Below are 18,046 nucleotides of genomic sequence, written 5' to 3'. Positions count from 1 at the left end.
GAGCCATGAAGGCGCGATGGAAGATTGCGATTGGCCTTGGAGCCACTGCCCTGACGGCGGTGGCGCTGGTCTTCGGCCTTAAAGCCGCGGACCGCGCCTTTCCGCCGCCGCTGGACACTGCCCGCGTGGTCTCGGCGGAAGTACTCGACGCCAACGGCGACCTGCTGCGTGCTTTCGCCACGCCCGAGGGGCGCTGGCGGCTGAAGACCGGCGTTGCCGACGTCGATCCGCAATTTCTGCGCATGCTGGTCGCCTATGAAGACAGGCGCTTCTACAATCACCACGGCGTCGATCCCATGGCGATCGGCCGCGCGTTCCTGCAGCTCGTCACCCACGGCCGCATCGTCTCCGGCGGCTCGACGCTATCAATGCAGGTGGCGCGCCTGATCGAGCCGCGCAGCGAGCGGTCTGTCACGGCGAAGCTTCTGCAGATCGTCCGCGCCATCCAGATCGAGCGGCGGCTGAGCAAGGAGCAAATCCTCGACCTCTATCTGACGCACGCGCCCTATGGCGGCAATCTCGAGGGTGTCCGAGCCGCGAGCCTTGCCTATTTCGGCAAGGAGCCGCGCCATCTCAGCGTCGCTCAAGCCGCCCTGTTGGTCGCCCTGCCGCAACTGCCGGAAAAGCGCCGGCCGGACCGCAATCTCGCCACCGCCCAGGCCGCCCGCCACCGCGTGCTCGAGCGCGCTGCGGTCGCCGCCATCATCGGCGAAGGGGAAGCCGAACGCGCTGCTCTTTCACCCATACCGGCCAACCGACGGCAGCTGCCAGCCTATGCGGCCCATCTCGCCGAACTGGCGCTGAAGAAGCAGCCCGGCATCATCCAGCATCGAACCACCCTGCGGCGCGATGTCCAGCAGGGGCTGGAAGCAGTTGCCGATGCGGCGGCAAAGCGGCTTGGGCCGAAGGTGTCGGTTGCGATGGTGATGGCCGACGCCAAGAGCGGCGAGATCATCGGCGAGGTCGGCTCGGCCAATTACTTCGATTCCGGCCGCTCGGGCTGGATCGACATGACCCGCGTGCTACGCTCCCCCGGCTCGACGCTCAAACCCTTCATCTATGGCCTGGCTTTCGAGCAGGGCTATGTGGCGCAGGAGACGATCATCGAGGATCGTCCAGCCGATTTCTACGGCTACCGTCCCCGCAATTTCGACATGACCTACCAGGGCGATGTGAGCGTGCGCCAAGCGCTGCAGCTGTCGCTCAACGTGCCGGCCGTACGCCTGCTCGACGCCGTCGGACCGACCCGGCTGCTGGTGCGCTTCCGCCGCGCCGAGGTGAAGCCGAAGCTTCCGCCGAACGAAGCTCCGGGTCTTGCCATCGGCCTCGGCGGCGTCGGCATCACCCTCAAGGACCTCGTGCAGCTCTATGCGGGGCTTGCCAATCGCGGCAAGCCGATGCGGATCGGCGACGGCATTCAGGACCAGCCGGGACCGATCGACAGCGAACCGCTGATGGAGCCGGTCGCCGCGTGGAACATCACCGACATTCTCTCCGACATCATCGCGCCGCGCGGCAGCAAGCAGCTCGGCATCGCCTACAAGACCGGCACCAGCTACGGCAACCGCGATGCATGGTCGATCGGCTATGACGGCGCGCATGTGCTCGGCGTCTGGGTCGGCCGTCCCGACAACGGCGCAGTCCCGGGGCTGGCGGGCTATGTTTCGGCGGCACCCATCCTATTCGAAGCCTTCGCCAAATCGGGCGTGGCGATCACGCCTTTCCCGTCGCCTCCCATGGGCGCGGTGCGCATCTCCGCGACCGAGCTGCCGATCAGCCAGCGGCGCTTTTCCGTGACCGCTGCCGGGCTGCTGTCGGCCTCGAACCGCGAGCCGGCGCCACAGATCGTCTATCCCCCGGAAGGGGCGCGCGTCGATCTCGGTGCCAGCGGCGGTGCTGACCAGATCACGCCGCTGGCGCTGAAGCTGCAGGGTGGCCGCGCACCATTCCGATGGCTCGCCAACGGCAAGCCGCTGCCGGATCTTTCGCGCCGCCGCACCAATCAATGGACGCCTGACGGCGCTGGTTATTCGACCCTCACCGTCATCGATGCCGCCGGACGTGCGGCAAGCGTGCGGGTTTTCGTCGAATAAGAGCTGTCAAATCATCGCGAGGACGCCGTCGCATTTTTGCCAGCCGGCACCGCCTATGTTATGTTAGATATAACTCAAACGAGGAATGGCGAGATGTCGGAAGAGCAGGCAATCCGTGCGGTTGTTCACCTCTATGTCGATGGCATGGCATTCGCGAATGAGCCCGCGCTGCGAAAGGCGTTCCATCCGCGAGCTGATATCATCGGCAATTATCAAGGCGCAGTCGAATGGATGACGCGGGATGAATTCATCTCGGCGATCGTCGAGGAAGGCAGCGCCCCGCCCGGCACCATACCGTTTATGGAAATCGAACTGATCGACATCGAGGGCGATGCGGCAAGCGTCAAGGTCGTCGACGAATTCGCCGGCATGCGCTTTTCGGACTACCTGTCATTGCTGAAGATCGATGGGCGGTGGAGCGTGGTGAATAAGGTTTATCATTTGCATCGGTAGATGAGCGGCATTTGAGTATGCGGCGACCATACCCCCCTCTGTCAGCTTCGCTGACATCTCCCCCACAAGGGGGAGATCGTTGGGAGCTTGCGGCTCTTTATCCGTAAAACAATAAGCTGCAGTTTCTGCGGACTCGTGTTGCTTGAGGCGGGCGAGTTCAGCGAGCTACCAATCTCCCCCTTGTGGGGGAGATGTCGCGACAGAGACAGAGGGGGGTGGCCGCCCCTCCGCAAACTCAATAGCAGCAGATTAACCCCGCAAAACTCCACCCGTCGCCTTCGTCACATTGGCGACGATCTTCTGCGTGAGCGCCTCGAAATCCTCGTCGGTCAGCGTGCGCTCGGCCGGCTGGATCTGCACCTCGATGGCGATCGACTTCTTGCCTTCGCCGAGCGATGCGCCCTCGAAAATGTCGAAGACGTTGACGCCGGTCACCAGCTTGCGGTCGGCGCCGACAGCGGCGCGGACGATGGCGCCGGCTTCCACCGTCTTGTCGACCACGAAGGCGAAGTCGCGCTTGACGGCCTGGAACGGCGAGAGCTCCAGTGCTGGCTTGGTGCGCGTCGCCTTCTTCTTCGGCTCGGGCATGGCATCGATATAGACTTCGAAGCCGGCGAGCGCGCCTGACACGTCGAGCGCTTCCAGCGTCTTCGGGTGGAATTCGCCGAAGTAGCCAAGCACGACCTTCGGGCCCATCTTGATGGTGCCGGAACGGCCGGGATGATACCAGGCGGGACCACCATGCTCGATCTGGATATTGCTCATGGGCAGGCCGCAGGCTTCGATGACCGCCAGCGCGTCAGCCTTGGCATCGAAGACATCAACCGGCTTGCCGCCGCCCTTGGCGGCGTTCGACCACATGCGCCCGGCGCCGGCGAGCGTCGCCGTGCCACGGCGAATGCCGCCGGCAACGCGGCGCTGACCCTCGGGCGTGTCGTTCTCATAGGTGCCGGAAACTTCGAAGATCGCGACGTCGCCATAGCCCTTGTCGGCGTTGCGCTGCGCCGCCGAGAGCAGACCCGGCAGCAGCGAAGGGCGCATGTCGGACATGTCCGACGCGATCGGGTTGGCGAGCTTCAGCGCGTTGGAGCCGCCGCCGAAGAGCTTCGCCTGGTCTTCAGCGATGAACGACCAGGTGACGGCTTCCAGCATGCCGCGGGCAGCAAGCGCCCGCTTGGCCGAGCGGGTGCGGATCTGCAGCACCGTCAGGATCTTGCCGTTGACCGCGGCATGGCTGCTAAGCGGCTGCGGCTTGATGTTGTCGACGCCGTGGATGCGCATGATTTCTTCGACGAGGTCAGCCTTGCCGTCGACATCCGGACGCCAGGAGGGAACGGCGACGGAGACACGTTCGCCGGAGCCGGACACCGAGAAGCCGAGCTTCGTCAGAATGGACTTGCTTTCCTCAGCAGAGACCTCAAGGCCGGTCAGGCGCTTGACTTCCGACAGCGGGAAATCGACGATCTTGGGCTCATAACCCTCGTAACCTTCGACCTTGGCCATGGCGGCCGTACCGCCACAGCAGGCAAGCACCAGCTCGGTCGTGCGCTCGAGGCCTGGAACCATATATTCCGGATCGACGCCGCGCTCGAAGCGATAGCGCGCATCGGTGATGATGCCGAGGCTGCGGCCGCTCTTGGCGATGTTCATCGGGTCCCAGAGCGCCGACTCGATCAGCACATCGGTTGTGTTCTCGTCGCAGCCGGAATGCTCGCCGCCCATGATGCCGCCGATCGACTCGACGCCGTTATCATCGGCGATCACGACATTGCTCGGGTTCAGCTTGTATTCGCGCTGGTCGAGCGCCAGCACGGTCTCGCCGTCCCTGGCGCGGCGCACCACCAGATTGCCCTTGACCTTGGCCGCGTCGAAAACGTGCATCGGCCGGCCCTGGTCGAAGGTCATGTAGTTGGTGATATCGACCAGCGCGCTGATGGGGCGAAGGCCGATGGCGAGCAGCCGCTGCTGCATCCACTTCGGGCTCGGGCCGTTCTTGACGCCGCGCACGAGGCGAAGGGCGAAGCCGGGGCAAAGCCTGGTATCGTCGAGCACGATCTTCAGCGCGACGGGCGTTTCGCCTTCGACGGCGAAGGCCGGCATCGCGAGCGGCTTCAGCGTACCGAGGCCGGAGGCGGCGAGATCGCGGGCAATGCCGTAGACGCTGGTGCAATCCGGGCGGTTCGGCGTCAGGTTGATCTCGATGATCGGATCGTCGAGGCCGGCATAGGCGGCAAAGCTGGTGCCGACAGGCGCATCCTCGGGCAAGTCGATGATGCCGTCATGGCTGTCGGAGATTTCCAGTTCCTTTTCCGAGCACATCATGCCGCGGCTCTCGACGCCACGGATGTTGCCGACGGCAAGCGTCACGTCGATGCCGGGAACGTAAGTGCCCGGCGCAGCAAAGGCGCCGACGAGGCCGGCGCGCGCATTCGGCGCACCGCAGACGACCTGAACCGGGGCGCCACTGCCCGTATCGACCATCAGCACCTTCAGACGATCAGCCTGGGGGTGCTTTTCGGCCGTCAGAACCTTGGCGATGACGAAAGGCTTGAAAGCGGCCTTGTCGTCGACATCCTCGACCTCAAGCCCGATCATCGTCAGGCGGGCGCAGATTTCGTCGAGCGTGGCATCCGTTTGCAGGTGCTCTTTCAGCCAGGAGAGTGTGAATTTCATCTGATCAATCCTTGCTTACGCGCTCAGGCCGCCGAACAAAGTCGGCATGTCGAGGGGGCGGAAGCCGTAATGGTTCATCCAGCGGACGTCGGCATTGAAGAAATCGCGCAGGTCCGGCATGCCATATTTCAGCATGGCGATGCGGTCGAGGCCCATGCCCCAGGCAAAGCCCTGATACTCATCCGGATCGAGGCCGCCATAGCGCAGCACGTTCGGATGCACCATGCCGCAGCCGAGGATTTCCATCCAGTCGGTGCCCTCGCCGAACTTGACGATCGGGCCGGAGCGGTCGCACTGGATATCGACCTCGAAGGACGGCTCCGTGAACGGGAAGAAGGACGGACGGAAACGCATCGTCACATTGTCGACCTCGAAGAAGGTCTTGCAGAATTCTTCCAGCACCCAGCGGATATTGGCGACATTCGCCGTCTTGTCGATGACCAGGCCCTCGACCTGATGGAACATCGGCGAATGCGTGGCGTCGCTATCCTGGCGGTAGGTCTTGCCGGGAATGATGATGCGGATTGGCGGCTTTTGCGCTTCCATAGTGCGGATCTGCACCGGCGAGGTGTGCGTGCGCAGCACCTTGCGCTCACCTTTCTCGTCCGGCTGGAAGAAGAAGGTATCGTGCATCTCGCGGGCCGGATGTCCTTCAGGGAAGTTCAGCGCCGTGAAGTTATAGTAATCGGTCTCGACATCCGGGCCTTCGGCGATCGAGAAGCCCATGTCGCCAAAGATCGCGGTGATCTCGTCGACGATCTGGCTGATCGGATGAATGCGGCCGCGTTCAGCCGGAGAAGAGCGCACCGGCAGGCTGACATCGACGGTCTCGGCCTTCAGCTTCGCGTCGATGGCGGCATCCTTCAACGCGCCTTTGCGGGCATTGATCGCCTCGGTGACGGAGTTCTTCAGCGCGTTGATCGCAGCACCCCGTGTCTGCCGCTCTTCCGGCGACATCGAGCCCAGCGTCTTCAGCAGTTCCGAAACCGAGCCCTTCTTGCCGAGCGCGGCCACCCTGATCGCCTCGATCGACTGCTCGTCGGTCGCCGCGGCCACATCGGCCATGAGTTGGGTTTCAAGTGTTACGAGTTCCGTCATCTGATCCTGCCTTGCGGGCGGCGGGCTTGGAACGCCGCTCAGTCCGCGGAATAATGGATGAACGCCCACATCAGACAGCTTGTGGCAACGATGAGGCGCTGCAGATCACTACCCATGTGCAAGCGGCCAATCAACCGGGCAAATGACAAAAACCCGCCGAGAAAGGGGTCCTTGGCACTTGCCGCCCGATACGCGATCCATTTCCCGGGGTTCCGCCCGACAGGACCGCCTGACACGATGGAAAAGCGTAGGCTGCAAAACACAAAACCCGCGCCGGTTTTGCCAGCGCGGGTTTCATAATGAATTTACGAAAGACGTGCGAAGCGGCGTTAGCTAACGGCTGCTTCAAACTCGTTCTTCGTGCCGGCATCCTTCAGGTACTCGAGCGCCTTCTTGGAGGCAGCAACGAGCGCACCGAAAGCTTCCGGCTCATGGATCGCCATATCGGAGAGAACCTTGCGGTCGACTTCGATGCCAGCCTTGGTCAGGCCGTCGATGAAACGGCCGTAGGTCAGGCCGGATTCGCGGACGGCAGCGTTGATGCGCTGGATCCAGAGGGCGCGGAAATTGCGCTTGTTGACCTTGCGGTCGCGGTAAGCGTACTGCTTGGAACGATCGACAGCGGCCTTGGCGGTACGGATGGTGTTCTTGCGGCGGCCGTAGAAGCCACGAGCCTGCTTCAGAACCTTCTTATGCTTGGCGTGGGCGGTAACGCCTCTTTTTACACGTGCCATTTCATGATCTCCTTAGTCTATAGCGTTACGAATAGTCTTAGAGACCGTTCGGCAAGTAGTTCTTGATTACCTTACGGCCATCCGGTTCTGCGAGAACCATGGTGCCGCGGGCATCGCGAATGAACTTGTTGCTACGCTTGATCATGCCGTGGCGCTTGCCAGCAGCGGCTGCCTTGACCTTGCCGGTCGCGGTGATCTTGAACCGCTTCTTGGCAGAGGACTTCGTCTTCATCTTGGGCATTTTGCTACTCCTTTGGTGCTTCCGTGCGCGCTTTGCTAAAAAGCCCTTCCCACAGATCCGGCTAGGCCGGGCTGCGACAAGGTGCCGGAGCGTTTGTTGTTGAACGGCGGATACGGTGATGAACCGCCCCGCCAGCATTCTGAACTGCCACGGCATGCCCTGCCGGTCAGTTCGGACGCGCGCTTATAACCGCAGTTGCCTCAGAGTGCAACGGGCCAGACGCGTGAATCTTTGCAGATCGATGACAGGCATCGACATTGCTGCAAAAAAGGAAAAAGCCGCCCAATGGGACGGCTCCGACCTCTTACTCCAACCTGCGCCTCACTTCGGCGCAAGCACCATCATCATCTGACGGCCTTCGAGCTTGGGCTCGGCTTCCACCTTGGCGATCTCAATCGTGTCTTCCTTGACCTGCTGAAGAAGCTTCATGCCGAGTTCCTGGTGGGCCATTTCGCGGCCACGGAACTTCAAGGTCACCTTCACCTTGTCGCCTTCCTCGAAGAAACGGCCGATCGCCTTCATCTTCACCTCATAGTCATGGGTGTCGATGTTCGGACGCATCTTGATTTCTTTGACTTCGACGATCTTCTGCTTCTTGCGCGCCTCGGCGGCCTTCTTCTGGTTAGCGTATTTCAGCTTGCCCAGATCGAGAATCTTGCACACAGGCGGTTCAGCATTGGGGGAAATCTCCACCAGATCGAGGCCGGCCTCCTCTGCCATTCTCAACGCCTGGTCCGTCGCGACGATACCCATATTAGCGCCGTCAGCTCCGATGAGCTGAACTTTGGGAATGCGAATTTCCCTGTTGGAACGTGGCCCGTCCTTTACGGGCGCATCGGTTTTAAAGGGTCTGCGAATGGTCGTATTCTCCACGAATTGTTTCGGATTAGCTGCAGCCTCTCGCTCCCATCAGCGCAACTGACGGAAATGTCGTAAAAGCTGTGTTGAAGTCAATAGCATGACATCAGGAAAAAATCACCTCTTGCGTGTCAATACAGTATCACGGCAGCGCAAGATGCGCGAAGGACACAGTATTATTCCAAAAAGAAGCGGAAACCCGCGTGAAAAGCCCGACGATTTTTCGGGTCATGCGCGCGCGAATCTGCTCTATAGGGCAAAAATTCCGGGAGTTTCTTGATGTCCGAAGCAGCCGCAGGCACTCAGCCGACCTTCCTTTCCGTTGGCACGGGCGACGGCCAGCGTCAAATCGCCGTCTGCCAGCGTGCCGCCGGCAAGGGCTCGAAGGACATAAGCTTCGTGTGGCTATCCGGCTATCGATCCGACATGAGCGGCGCCAAGGCGCTGGAACTGGATGCGCTGGCCGAGCGGCTCGGTCTCGGCTGCATCCGCTTCGACTATTCCGGCCACGGCCAATCCGGCGGCAAGTTCACCGACGGCACGATCTCGCGCTGGCTGGAAGAGGCGCTTGATGTCATAGAGCATGCCAAGCCGACCCGGATCGTCCTCGTCGGCTCCTCCATGGGCGGCTGGATCGCGCTCAGGGCCATCCAGGAATTGCGCAAGCGCAAAGAGGCGCCTGCCATCGCAGGTCTCCTGCTGATTGCGCCAGCCCCGGATTTCACCGTGGATCTCATCGAGCCCAATCTCTCCGATGTCGAGCGGCGCTCGCTGGCAGAGCGCGGCTATTTCGAAGAACCGTCGGACTATAGTCCCGAGCCGAACATCTTCACCCGCGCCCTCATCGAGGACGGCCGCGCCAATCGCGTGCTGACCGGCATCATCGAGACCGGCTGCCCGGTCCATATCCTGCAGGGGATGCAGGACGCCGACGTGCCCTTTGCCCATTCGTTGAAGCTGGTCGAGCACCTGCCTGCCGACGACGTGGTGTTAACACTTGTGCGTGACGGCGATCACCGCCTGTCACGACCGCAGGATCTGGAGCGCATGCTGGCGGCAGCGGAGACGCTGGCAACGCATAATATTGCATAAAATCAAATAGCTATCATGTCGCCAGATTGATAAGCAGCTCCCTCGTCGTGGCGGGTTGGCTTGGCACCTCCGTAATCGCAGGAGGCATGAGATTATGGCAACTATCTCCTTGATTGTGCCGAAATTAACCATATAGGCCGGTTCCGACGTTAACACTTAAGTAACGATTGACTTCGCACGCCCCCCTACATTAACAATTTGTTAACAAATGCAGGGACGATACAAGGAATAGTGGGCGTGCGTATTAAGGGCCTTTTGGTTGCTTTCGCTGCTATAGTTGCGATGTCGTCGTCGGCGATGCCGGCGTCTCAGCAGACCGCGTCGATGACCGTCGGCAACGTCACTTCCCAGCCTATCGGGCACTATGATTTCTGCCAGAGGCACACCGACGAGTGCGGCCCGACCCGCAATGTCGGCCCTGTCGACTTGAATGCCGCCTCCTGGGCGCTGGTCAACCAGATCAACCTGCGCGTCAACAAGACCATCCGGCCCGCCACGGACATGGAAGTCTACGGCCAGGAAGAATATTGGGAATATCCGAAGACCGCCGGCGACTGTGAGGATTTTGCCCTATTGAAGCGCAGGCTGCTGATGCAGAGCGGCATCTCCGCCTCCGACCTGCTGATGACGGTCGTGCGCAAGCCCGACGGCGAGGGCCACGCCGTGCTGACGCTGCGCACGAAGCAGGGCGATTATATCCTCGACAATCTCGAGGACGAGATAAAGATCTGGTCCAAGACCCCCTATTCCTACCTGAAGCGTCAGGCGAGCTTCAACGCCGGTCGCTGGGTCACCATCGAGAACGGCAACGACGTTCTGGTCGGCGCCGTCAAGTAAGCACCGAAATCATCGACCTCGCAAAGAAGGCCGGCAGATTTGCCGGCCTTCTTTGTTCATTGGTTCAGGAAAGCAGGGCGGCAACACGCCCTAAGCGTTTCCGATCAATATGCCCGCTGCGAGCACGAGGGAGCCGCCGACCACCACCTGGAAGGCGGCACGCAGAAACGGTGTCTCCATATATTTGTTCTGGATGAAGGCAATGGCCCAGAGCTCGAAGAAGACGACGATGGCCGCGATGATCGTCGCCGTCCAGAACTGCGGAATGAGATAGGGCAGCGCATGACCAAGGCCGCCGAGCGTAGTCATGATCCCGCAGGCAAGACCGCGCTTGATCGGCGAGCCACGACCGGAAATCTTACCGTCATCATGGGCGGCTTCAGTGAAACCCATGGAAATGCCGGCACCGACCGAGGCCGAGAGGCCGACCAGGAAGGTCTGCGAGGTCTGCTGCGTGGCGAAGGCGGCGGCGAAGATCGGCGCGAGCGTCGAGACGGAACCATCCATGAGGCCAGCGAGACCCGGCTGCACATAGGTCAACACGAACTGGCGACGCGCATGCGCATCCTCCTCGTGCTTGACGGTTTCCGGCGTGTGCTTGTCGCCGAGCATGCGGGCGACGTCCTCGTGGCCCTGCTCGGCCAGCGCCAGATCGCCGAGAAGCCGGCGTGTCGAGGCATCCGAGACCTGCTTGGCGGCCTCGACGTAGAAATTATAGGCCTGCTGCTCCATCGCCTCCGCTTCCTCGCGCATGGCGTCGAGCGAGAGGTTCTTGCGCAGCCAGTCCGGCTTGCGTTCATAGAAACCACTCACATGCTCGCGCCGGATCAGCGGAATGCGCTCGCCGAACCGCTTGCGATGCATGTCGATCAGGGTCTTGCGATGAGTATCCTCGACCTCGGCCATATCCTCGAAGACTTTGGCGGACTCGGGAAAATTCGGGCGCAATATGTCGGCATAGGCGAGATAAATGCGTGAATCGTCCTCTTCGGCGGCGATGGCTATGGCCAGGATCTCCTGCTCGGACAGGGAGGTAAAGGAACGTTTCGGCGAACGGAAAAAACCCAACAACATGAGAGGCAGCCTCTTACTTTTAGAATTATTCTAAAAGTAAAGTGAGCCGTCGTGCCGGTCAAGCGCCGAGGCGATGTCTCCAACGGAAATCTCGCCTCAGAAAGAGGGTAATGCATAAATAAGGAGAGCGGAAAATTGCAACGCCACTTTGACAGATTGCCGCAACGCCTGCATGACGTCTTGGCTTTGCCATGAAATAGCATAGACAGGCGGTGACGAAAGCCGGTCGCCGCGGCGTTCCGCGCAGGACCGGCGGGAGCATCATATGGAAAACCACATACAGGGACGAGCCGCCCATCTCGCCGGCATTCGCGAAAAAGCCGAAGCGGAGATGACGCGCATGGGCATCGATGCCGCCTTCATCGACAGGTTGGTCGAAACGTTTTACGCGCGCATCCAGGCCCATCCGCGCCTCGGGCCGGTATTCGACGGCCGCCTCGCCGGGCGCTGGCCGGATCATATGGAAAAGATGAAACGCTTCTGGTCCTCGGTCGCCTTCAAGAACGGCGCCTATGGGGGCAAGCCGGTGCAGGCGCATCTCGGCGTCAAGGGTATCGCCGCCGATCTCTTTCCGGAGTGGCTGGCGCTGTTTTCGCAGACACTTGATGATATCGCGCCCACCGAGGAGGCGAAAAGCTGGTTCATGGCCACCGCCGAACGCATTGCCAAAAGCCTGGTATTGTCGTTGTTTTACAATCCAGCGGTGGATGATCCGGCGCGACAGGGTTGATGAGCGATCATCTTGCCTTCGAGTTGGCGGAGGGGGTGTCAGAGACGCGGCATAGCGAAAGCTCATCAACTCCTTGCAGCAAACACAGTCGCCCCGATACTGGCGGCAACGACAAGCCCCGTGCCGAACATCTGCGACGGCGTCATCGGCTGCGACAGGATGACGAAGCCCGCGAAGGCGCCGATGGCGGGCTCGAGGCTCATGAGAATACCGAAGGACGAAGTGGGCATGCGCCGCAACGCCACCATTTCCAGCACATAGGGAAGCAACGGAACGAGCAGCGCCAAGCCGGCTATTTCGAGGAGGCCAAAGGCCGTCAGATGCGGGACCGCGGAGACGAAGCCGAAGGGCGTCGAAACGACTGCCGCAACCAGCAGCGACACGGAAAGCCCTTCAAGGCCCTGAAAAGCATTGCCGACCTTCTTCGTCAGCAGGATGTAGCAGGCCCATCCCGCGCCCGCGCCGATGGCAAAGAGGATACCAGGCAGGTTGCCCACCCATTCCTCGCCGTCATAGGCCAATAGCAGAACGCCGACAGCGGCAAAGACGGGCCAGAGAAGCTGACGGCTGAGGCCGAAGCCGAGGGTCGCGACAAGCAGAGGCCCGAGAAATTCGATGGCGACGGCAAGACCCAAGGGAATACGAGCAATCGCCGAGAAGAAGGACGTCGTCATCAGCGCCGATACGGTGCCGAGCGCCAGCACGCCGAGCCATTGCGTGCGGCTGTAGCTCATGATCTTCGGACGGACGATGAGCGCCAATGCGGCGGACGCGAAGACAAGCCGCAGCCATGTCGCGCCGGCCGGACCATAGGCGTTGATGATCGGAGACGACAGTGCCGAGCCGAATTGGATCGATGACATGGACAGCAGGCACATGAGCACACCGGCGGCGATGCCGCCCGAGGACGTCGCCACATCCGGATGCGGCATCAGCGCCGCGCCGCCATCCGAGCCGCCTTCGACAATCTTCTGATCCATGGCCTCTCCTCTTATGCGAGGCTTTTAGAGGCCGAGCCAGAGACTGGCAAATTCAAACTTTTCATCCTGCGATCAGACGCTTTGATACAAGAATCGGTCAGCCTTCGAGGCCCTTCAGCACGTTAGCGACATTCAGCCCGATCTCCGGCACGCCATAGCCGCCCTCCATGCAGACAAGAACAGGCAAGCCGGCAGCCGCGATACGCGCACCCATGCGAATGAAATCCTCCGACGCCAGTTTGAAGAAGGAGATCGGATCGCGCTCGAACGTGTCGACGCCGAGCGAAAGCACGATCGCCTCGGCACCGAATGCCTTGATCCGGGACAGCGCGTCGTCCAGCGCCGCCGACCAGACCTCCCAGGGCGTGCCGCGCGGCAGGGGATAGTTGCGGTTCGTGCCGAGCCCGTCACCTTCCCCTTCCTCGTCTGCATGACCGAGGAAATAGGGAAAGGCATGGATCGGATCGCCGTGCAGCGAGGCGGTGAAGACGTCGCCGCGCTGGTAGAATATGTCCTGCGTGCCGTTGCCGTGATGGAAATCGACGTCGAGCACCGCCACCTTGGCCGCACCATGATCGCGCAGGCGCTGCGCCGCGACGCTGGCATTGTTGATGAAGCAATAGCCGCCGAAGAGATCGAAACCGGCGTGATGACCGGGCGGGCGGCAGAGCGCGAAGGCGAAACGATTGCCCGCATGGAGCCAGTCGGCCCCCGTCAGAGCGCAGCGCATCGAGGCGATGGCTGCCTCGTAGGATCCCTTGGTAATCGAGGTATCGGCGGCATTGGCATAGTGGCCGATCAAGCCGACGATGTTTTCCGGTATGCGCTGGCTGGTGCGCCTGACGGGAAAGGAATTGGAGATCGCCTCGCCCTTGTAGCCAGCCGCAACCCAGCGCTCCCAGACCACACCCAGGAAATCGAGATAGGCGGGATCATGCACCTTGCGCGCTGTCTCCAACCCATACGCCTCGGGGGCGACTACGTCGCGAAAGCCCGCCTCCTTGACGGCGGCGAGGATCCATTCGGCGCGGAACGGCGCTTCGAAGGGCGTGACGAGCTGACCGTCATGCAGCTCGGTCTTGGCGTCCCTGAGCTTATGATCCTCCGAGTAAATGACCCGCATTGTCGTCCCCTCCATGACAGGCTAAGTTATGTCGACGCAAAGGCTTACATGCATCGTCGCCAAGAAAAAAGAGCCGGGTGTGCGCCCTTGAACGCAATGGGAAACGACGGCATCTTCCGCTCACATCTCGCAAATTGGGGGCATTAGGCATGAAAATCCTGATGGTCGATGTCGATGGCGTATTGATCCATGGCCGGCCGAGCGACGGCCTGCCGCTTTTCACCTATCTGCAACGCGATCTGGGGCTGCAGCTGGATGTGCTGCAAGAAGCATTCTTCAAAACCTATTGGCGCGATATCGTCACCGGTCGCGACGCGCTGGAACCGAGGCTGGTCGAGGTTCTCGGCACAATTGCTCCCCACCTCAGCGCGAGAACGCTGATCGACTACTGGCTCGAAAACGATTCTCGCCTCGACCACACACTGCTGGACGACCTCGCCGCGCTGCGGGCGGAGGGGACGCAAATGTTCCTTGCGACCAATCAGGAGCATCTGCGCGCCGGCTATCTCATGGAGAAGCTCGGGCTTTCCGCGCGCTTTGACGGCATTTTCTATTCCGCCGCTCTCGGCTATCAAAAGCCGGCAGCCGAATTCTTTCAGCTGGCGACCGAGAAGGTCGGCATCGCCGCCGACGAGATCGGCTTCATCGACGATGTCGAGGCGAATATCGCGGCGGCGCGTCAGTTTGGCTGGAAGGCGAAGCAATGGACATCCGGCATGAGACTGCAGGACGCCATCGCCGCCCTTTCCGCCTGAGACGGCACTCTCACGCAGCGATGCGCTTGTAGAAAATGGTCGTGTCGCAGAGGCCGCCCTCCGGCCACATCGCATAATCCGGGATCACGCCGACGCGTTGCCAGCCGAGACGCGGATAGATCGCCTCGGCTTCGCTGCCGGTAGCCGTATCGAGCACCAGCAAGCTCTTGCCGGCGCGGGATGCCTCGCGCTCCGCCGCTTCCATCAAGAGACGGGCGAGACCCTTGCCGCGGGCGGCGCGGTGCACCAGCAACTTCTTCAGATCGCCACGATGCGGCTGGTTCGGCATCTGCGCCGCGCCCACTTGCACGGTGCCGACAACCTTGCCTTCGATCTCGGCGACAAGAAGCAATGTCGCGCCGCTCTCGACACTATCGGCAACGCCTTGCCAATAGGGCACGGCATCAGCAGATCCATAGGGCTGCATGAATCCGACGGAGGCACCGCCATTGACGCAATCGGCAAGCACCTCGCAAAGATCGGAGAGGACAGTACGGGCATCGGCAGCGGATAGAAGGCGAATGTCGGGCATGAAACGGTCCTTGGATGGTTTTATGAACGGCCGCGATCGAGGATGACGCAATAGCGCGCAGGGGCCTCACCGGGATTGTGGAAGGCATGGCCATCGCCGACGCCCATGTAGAGGCAATCGCCGGGCATCAGGCGATGCGTGATATCGCGGTGGGTCACCTCCATCTCGCCCTCGAACAGCCAGACATGCTGGGTCATGCCGAGGCTCGCGCTATTCGGCGGAAAGCTGACGCGTGCGCCGACGGGAAAGACGACTTCGACGAGATCGACCTTCGAGCCCGTTCCAGGCGGCGAGACGGCACGCCTGACATAGCCGGTTTCCGGATCGCGCCAGACCGCCTGCTGGTCGCGGCGAGCCAGCGGCGACACATCATTGTCGTCCTCGGCGAAGAAGGCCGAAAGCGACAGGCCGAGCGCCGCGCAGAGCCGCGACAGCAGGGACGCCGTCGGGCTTGCCTCGGCCCGCTCGATGCGCGAGATCATCGCGCGGCTGACGGCGGAGGCATTCGCCAACTCGTCCAGCGTCAGGCCGCGAGCGATACGCAGATGCTTGATCCGCGCGCCGATCGCCAGTTCCAGATCATCATCGGCCATTTGACTCCATCATCTGCGCTGAAATTCTATTATAAGAGAATTACACGATCCAATGATGGAATCAAGCATGATCATAATCTGCCGGCCGTGACGTCAGAAAACCCTGCCACAGCGTGAATATAGCCGTCAAAACCCCGCTTTTCCGCTTTGCGGCGCGGGGCGGCGCTGCTATATGGCGCGCATGAGCACCAATTCCACCACACCGCTTTCGCACATCCGCAACTTCTCGATCGTGGCCCATATCGACCACGGCAAATCGACGCTGGCCGATCGTCTGATCCAGACGACGGGTGGCCTGGCCGAACGCGAGATGTCGGAGCAGGTGCTCGACAGCATGGATATCGAGCGCGAGCGTGGCATCACCATCAAGGCCCAGACGGTGCGCCTGCACTACAAGGCCAACAATGGCGAGACCTATATCCTCAACCTGATCGACACGCCCGGCCACGTCGACTTCGCCTATGAAGTCTCGCGCTCGCTGTCGGCCTGCGAAGGCTCGCTGCTGGTGGTCGATGCCAGCCAGGGCGTGGAAGCGCAGACGCTCGCCAATGTCTATCAAGCGATCGACAACAATCACGAGATCGTCACCGTTCTCAACAAGATCGACCTTCCGGCGGCCGAACCGGACCGCATCAAGGCGCAGATCGAGGAAGTCATCGGCATCGACGCCTCCGAGGCCGTGCTGATCTCGGCCAAGACCGGCCTCGGCATTCCCGACGTTCTCGAAGCTATCGTCCACAAGCTCCCGGCGCCCAAGAGCGCCGGCGGCGAAAAGGCGCCGTTGAAGGCGCTGCTGGTCGACAGCTGGTACGACACCTATCTCGGTGTCATGGTTCTCGTGCGCATCATCGACGGCGTGATGACCAAGGGCCAGACCATCCGCATGATGGGCACGGACGTGAAATACCAGATCGAGCGCGTCGGTGTTCTCACGCCGAAGATGCTGACCGTCGAAAGCCTCGGCCCCGGCGAGATCGGCTTCATCACCGCCTCGATCAAGGAAGTGGCCGACACCCGCGTCGGCGATACCATCACCGAGGACAAGCGCCCGACCGCCGCAGCCCTGCCCGGCTTCAAGCCGGCCCAGCCTGTGGTGTTCTGCGGCCTCTTCCCGGTCGATGCCGCCGATTTCGAAGATCTGCGCTCGGCCATGGGCAAGCTGCGCCTCAACGACGCCAGCTTCTCCTTCGAGATGGAATCGTCAGCTGCACTCGGCTTCGGCTTCCGCTGCGGCTTCCTCGGCCTGCTGCATCTGGAAATCATCCAGGAGCGCCTGGAGCGCGAATTCAATCTCGACCTGATCGCGACGGCCCCTTCCGTCGTCTATCAGCTCACCATGACCGACGGCACCGAGATCGAGCTGCACAATCCGGCCGACATGCCCGATGTGGTCAAGATCGCCGAATTCCGCGAACCGTGGATCAAGGCGACGATCCTGACGCCGGACGACTATCTCGGCTCGATCCTGAAGCTCTGCCAGGACCGCCGCGGCGTCCAGACCGAGCTAACCTATGTCGGCAACCGTGCCATGATCACCTATGACCTGCCGCTCAACGAAGTCGTCTTCGATTTCTACGACCGCCTGAAGTCGATTTCCAAGGGCTATGCCTCCTTCGACTACAGCCTGACCGACTATCGCGAGAGCGATCTCGTCAAGATGTCGATCCTCGTCAATGCCGAGCCGGTCGACGCGCTGTCGATGCTCGTGCACCGCTCGGCCGCCGAAAAGCGCGGCCGCGTGATGTGCGAGAAGCTGAAGGACCTGATCCCGCAGCACATGTTCCAGATCCCGATCCAGGCTGCTATCGGCGGGCGCATCATCGCCCGCGAGACGGTGAAGGCGCTGCGCAAGGACGTGACCGCCAAGTGCTACGGCGGCGACGCCACCCGCAAGCGCAAGCTGCTGGACAAGCAGAAGGAAGGCAAGAAGCGCATGCGGCAGTTCGGCAAGGTCGAAATCCCGCAGGAAGCGTTCATTGCGGCGCTGAAGATGGGGGATGAGTGAGCGACTCGAAGATCGATACCTCACATCCTATTGAAGACAAATCCGCTCGCGCCAGCAAGATTGAGCGCGAACGTTTCTGGCTCGTCGAAAATGCAGAGGCGATTGCCGAAGCAAATGCCTATATCGAAAAGCACGGTCTGCCTTTTGCGAAATACCGGCAATTCTGACGGCGTGG

The 18,046-nt window shown here is 61.5% G+C and carries 18 protein-coding genes; 8 read left to right on the top strand and 10 right to left on the bottom strand.

Annotated elements, in window-relative coordinates:
* The first annotated feature begins 5 nt into the window (after positions 1 to 5).
* Together pbpC and FHT29_RS09220 are read left to right on the top strand one after the other, a co-directional pair.
* Positions 6 to 2,093: a penicillin-binding protein 1C gene (gene pbpC, locus FHT29_RS09225; RefSeq protein ID WP_037197186.1), complete on the top strand. Its 2,088-nt coding sequence runs from the start codon at positions 6 to 8 to the stop codon at positions 2,091 to 2,093.
* Positions 2,094 to 2,186: 93 nt separating this feature from the next.
* Positions 2,187 to 2,546: a nuclear transport factor 2 family protein gene (locus FHT29_RS09220; RefSeq protein ID WP_034514153.1), complete on the top strand. Its 360-nt coding sequence runs from the start codon at positions 2,187 to 2,189 to the stop codon at positions 2,544 to 2,546.
* 249 nt (positions 2,547 to 2,795) lie between these two features.
* Here FHT29_RS09220 and pheT read toward each other — a convergent pair whose 3' ends face one another.
* From pheT to infC, 5 genes are all read right to left on the bottom strand, one after another.
* Positions 2,796 to 5,219, bottom strand: coding sequence for a phenylalanine--tRNA ligase subunit beta (gene pheT / locus FHT29_RS09215; protein WP_168599609.1), 2,424 nt, complete (start codon positions 5,217 to 5,219; stop codon positions 2,796 to 2,798).
* Between the two features lie 15 nt (positions 5,220 to 5,234).
* Positions 5,235 to 6,317 (bottom strand): phenylalanine--tRNA ligase subunit alpha, encoded by a 1,083-nt coding sequence (gene pheS / locus FHT29_RS09210; protein ID WP_037197183.1) that lies wholly within the window; start codon positions 6,315 to 6,317, stop codon positions 5,235 to 5,237.
* A 329-nt stretch (positions 6,318 to 6,646) separates the two neighbouring features.
* Entirely contained in the window at positions 6,647 to 7,051 is a 405-nt protein-coding gene (gene rplT, locus FHT29_RS09205; RefSeq protein WP_037197182.1) for a 50S ribosomal protein L20, read from the bottom strand.
* 37 nt (positions 7,052 to 7,088) lie between these two features.
* Positions 7,089 to 7,292, bottom strand: a complete 204-nt coding sequence (gene rpmI, locus FHT29_RS09200) for a 50S ribosomal protein L35 (protein ID WP_003544621.1) — start codon at positions 7,290 to 7,292, stop codon at positions 7,089 to 7,091.
* 321 nt (positions 7,293 to 7,613) lie between these two features.
* Positions 7,614 to 8,150, bottom strand: coding sequence for a translation initiation factor IF-3 (gene infC, locus FHT29_RS09195; RefSeq protein ID WP_173411338.1), 537 nt, complete (start codon positions 8,148 to 8,150; stop codon positions 7,614 to 7,616).
* 279 nt (positions 8,151 to 8,429) lie between these two features.
* Here infC and FHT29_RS09190 point away from each other — a divergent pair, with 279 nt between their 5' ends.
* Both FHT29_RS09190 and FHT29_RS09185 read left to right on the top strand, forming a co-directional pair.
* Positions 8,430 to 9,242: an alpha/beta hydrolase gene (locus FHT29_RS09190; protein ID WP_047641184.1), complete on the top strand. Its 813-nt coding sequence runs from the start codon at positions 8,430 to 8,432 to the stop codon at positions 9,240 to 9,242.
* A 237-nt stretch (positions 9,243 to 9,479) separates the two neighbouring features.
* Positions 9,480 to 10,079 carry a transglutaminase-like cysteine peptidase gene (locus FHT29_RS09185; RefSeq protein WP_037197180.1) on the top strand — a complete coding sequence of 200 codons (600 nt, stop codon included), beginning with the start codon at positions 9,480 to 9,482 and terminating at the stop codon, positions 10,077 to 10,079.
* A 90-nt stretch (positions 10,080 to 10,169) separates the two neighbouring features.
* On the opposite strand, the gene mbfA is transcribed toward FHT29_RS09185, so the two are convergent.
* Entirely contained in the window at positions 10,170 to 11,153 is a 984-nt protein-coding gene (gene mbfA, locus FHT29_RS09180) for an iron exporter MbfA (protein WP_037197179.1), read from the bottom strand.
* Positions 11,154 to 11,418: 265 nt separating this feature from the next.
* Here mbfA and FHT29_RS09175 point away from each other — a divergent pair, with 265 nt between their 5' ends.
* On the top strand, positions 11,419 to 11,883 hold the full coding sequence (locus FHT29_RS09175; RefSeq protein ID WP_047641185.1) for a truncated hemoglobin: 465 nt from the start codon (positions 11,419 to 11,421) through the stop codon (positions 11,881 to 11,883).
* 65 nt (positions 11,884 to 11,948) lie between these two features.
* Here the strand turns inward: FHT29_RS09175 and FHT29_RS09170 are convergent, their stop codons facing one another.
* Positions 11,949 to 12,863, bottom strand: coding sequence for an EamA family transporter (locus FHT29_RS09170; RefSeq protein ID WP_047556349.1), 915 nt, complete (start codon positions 12,861 to 12,863; stop codon positions 11,949 to 11,951).
* A gap of 97 nt (positions 12,864 to 12,960) precedes the next feature.
* Positions 12,961 to 13,986, bottom strand: coding sequence for a histone deacetylase family protein (locus tag FHT29_RS09165; RefSeq protein ID WP_168599608.1), 1,026 nt, complete (start codon positions 13,984 to 13,986; stop codon positions 12,961 to 12,963).
* A gap of 149 nt (positions 13,987 to 14,135) precedes the next feature.
* On the opposite strand from FHT29_RS09165, the gene FHT29_RS09160 reads away from it, so the two are divergent.
* Complete coding sequence (locus FHT29_RS09160; RefSeq protein ID WP_168599607.1) at positions 14,136 to 14,741, top strand: HAD-IA family hydrolase; 606 nt, start codon at positions 14,136 to 14,138, stop codon at positions 14,739 to 14,741.
* Between the two features lie 10 nt (positions 14,742 to 14,751).
* Here the strand turns inward: FHT29_RS09160 and FHT29_RS09155 are convergent, their stop codons facing one another.
* Positions 14,752 to 15,273: a GNAT family N-acetyltransferase gene (locus FHT29_RS09155; RefSeq protein WP_037197171.1), complete on the bottom strand. Its 522-nt coding sequence runs from the start codon at positions 15,271 to 15,273 to the stop codon at positions 14,752 to 14,754.
* A gap of 20 nt (positions 15,274 to 15,293) precedes the next feature.
* The gene (locus tag FHT29_RS09150; protein WP_037197169.1) at positions 15,294 to 15,866 is read right to left on the bottom strand and encodes a helix-turn-helix domain-containing protein; all 573 of its coding nucleotides are present in this window, start codon (positions 15,864 to 15,866) and stop codon (positions 15,294 to 15,296) included.
* A 172-nt stretch (positions 15,867 to 16,038) separates the two neighbouring features.
* Here FHT29_RS09150 and lepA point away from each other — a divergent pair, with 172 nt between their 5' ends.
* Both lepA and FHT29_RS09140 read left to right on the top strand, forming a co-directional pair.
* Positions 16,039 to 17,871, top strand: a complete 1,833-nt coding sequence (gene lepA / locus FHT29_RS09145) for a translation elongation factor 4 (RefSeq protein WP_168599606.1) — start codon at positions 16,039 to 16,041, stop codon at positions 17,869 to 17,871.
* On the top strand, positions 17,868 to 18,038 hold the full coding sequence (locus FHT29_RS09140; protein WP_081938731.1) for a type II toxin-antitoxin system CcdA family antitoxin: 171 nt from the start codon (positions 17,868 to 17,870) through the stop codon (positions 18,036 to 18,038). Before lepA ends, FHT29_RS09140 begins: the two co-directional genes overlap by 4 nt.
* The last annotated feature ends 8 nt before the right edge of the window (positions 18,039 to 18,046 follow it).

The sequence above is a fragment of the Rhizobium sp. SG741 genome, assembly GCF_012275435.1.
In the GTDB taxonomy this organism is placed as follows: domain Bacteria; phylum Pseudomonadota; class Alphaproteobacteria; order Rhizobiales; family Rhizobiaceae; genus Rhizobium; species Rhizobium lusitanum.
Note: the sequence above shows the minus strand (reverse complement) of the source record. Positions and strands in the feature narration are given on the sequence as shown.

Coding starts and splice junctions, on each gene's coding strand:
- rplT (WP_037197182.1), bottom strand. CDS start 7,051: ATGGCACGTGTAAAAAGAGGCGTTACCGCCCACGCCAAGCATAAGAAG.
- FHT29_RS09190 (WP_047641184.1), top strand. CDS start 8,430: ATGTCCGAAGCAGCCGCAGGCACTCAGCCGACCTTCCTTTCCGTTGGC.
- FHT29_RS09155 (WP_037197171.1), bottom strand. CDS start 15,273: ATGCCCGACATTCGCCTTCTATCCGCTGCCGATGCCCGTACTGTCCTC.
- pheT (WP_168599609.1), bottom strand. CDS start 5,219: ATGAAATTCACACTCTCCTGGCTGAAAGAGCACCTGCAAACGGATGCC.
- rpmI (WP_003544621.1), bottom strand. CDS start 7,292: ATGCCCAAGATGAAGACGAAGTCCTCTGCCAAGAAGCGGTTCAAGATC.
- mbfA (WP_037197179.1), bottom strand. CDS start 11,153: ATGTTGTTGGGTTTTTTCCGTTCGCCGAAACGTTCCTTTACCTCCCTG.
- pheS (WP_037197183.1), bottom strand. CDS start 6,317: ATGACGGAACTCGTAACACTTGAAACCCAACTCATGGCCGATGTGGCC.
- FHT29_RS09160 (WP_168599607.1), top strand. CDS start 14,136: ATGAAAATCCTGATGGTCGATGTCGATGGCGTATTGATCCATGGCCGG.
- pbpC (WP_037197186.1), top strand. CDS start 6: ATGAAGGCGCGATGGAAGATTGCGATTGGCCTTGGAGCCACTGCCCTG.
- FHT29_RS09220 (WP_034514153.1), top strand. CDS start 2,187: ATGTCGGAAGAGCAGGCAATCCGTGCGGTTGTTCACCTCTATGTCGAT.
- FHT29_RS09175 (WP_047641185.1), top strand. CDS start 11,419: ATGGAAAACCACATACAGGGACGAGCCGCCCATCTCGCCGGCATTCGC.
- FHT29_RS09170 (WP_047556349.1), bottom strand. CDS start 12,863: ATGGATCAGAAGATTGTCGAAGGCGGCTCGGATGGCGGCGCGGCGCTG.
- lepA (WP_168599606.1), top strand. CDS start 16,039: ATGGCGCGCATGAGCACCAATTCCACCACACCGCTTTCGCACATCCGC.
- FHT29_RS09165 (WP_168599608.1), bottom strand. CDS start 13,986: ATGCGGGTCATTTACTCGGAGGATCATAAGCTCAGGGACGCCAAGACC.
- FHT29_RS09150 (WP_037197169.1), bottom strand. CDS start 15,866: ATGGCCGATGATGATCTGGAACTGGCGATCGGCGCGCGGATCAAGCAT.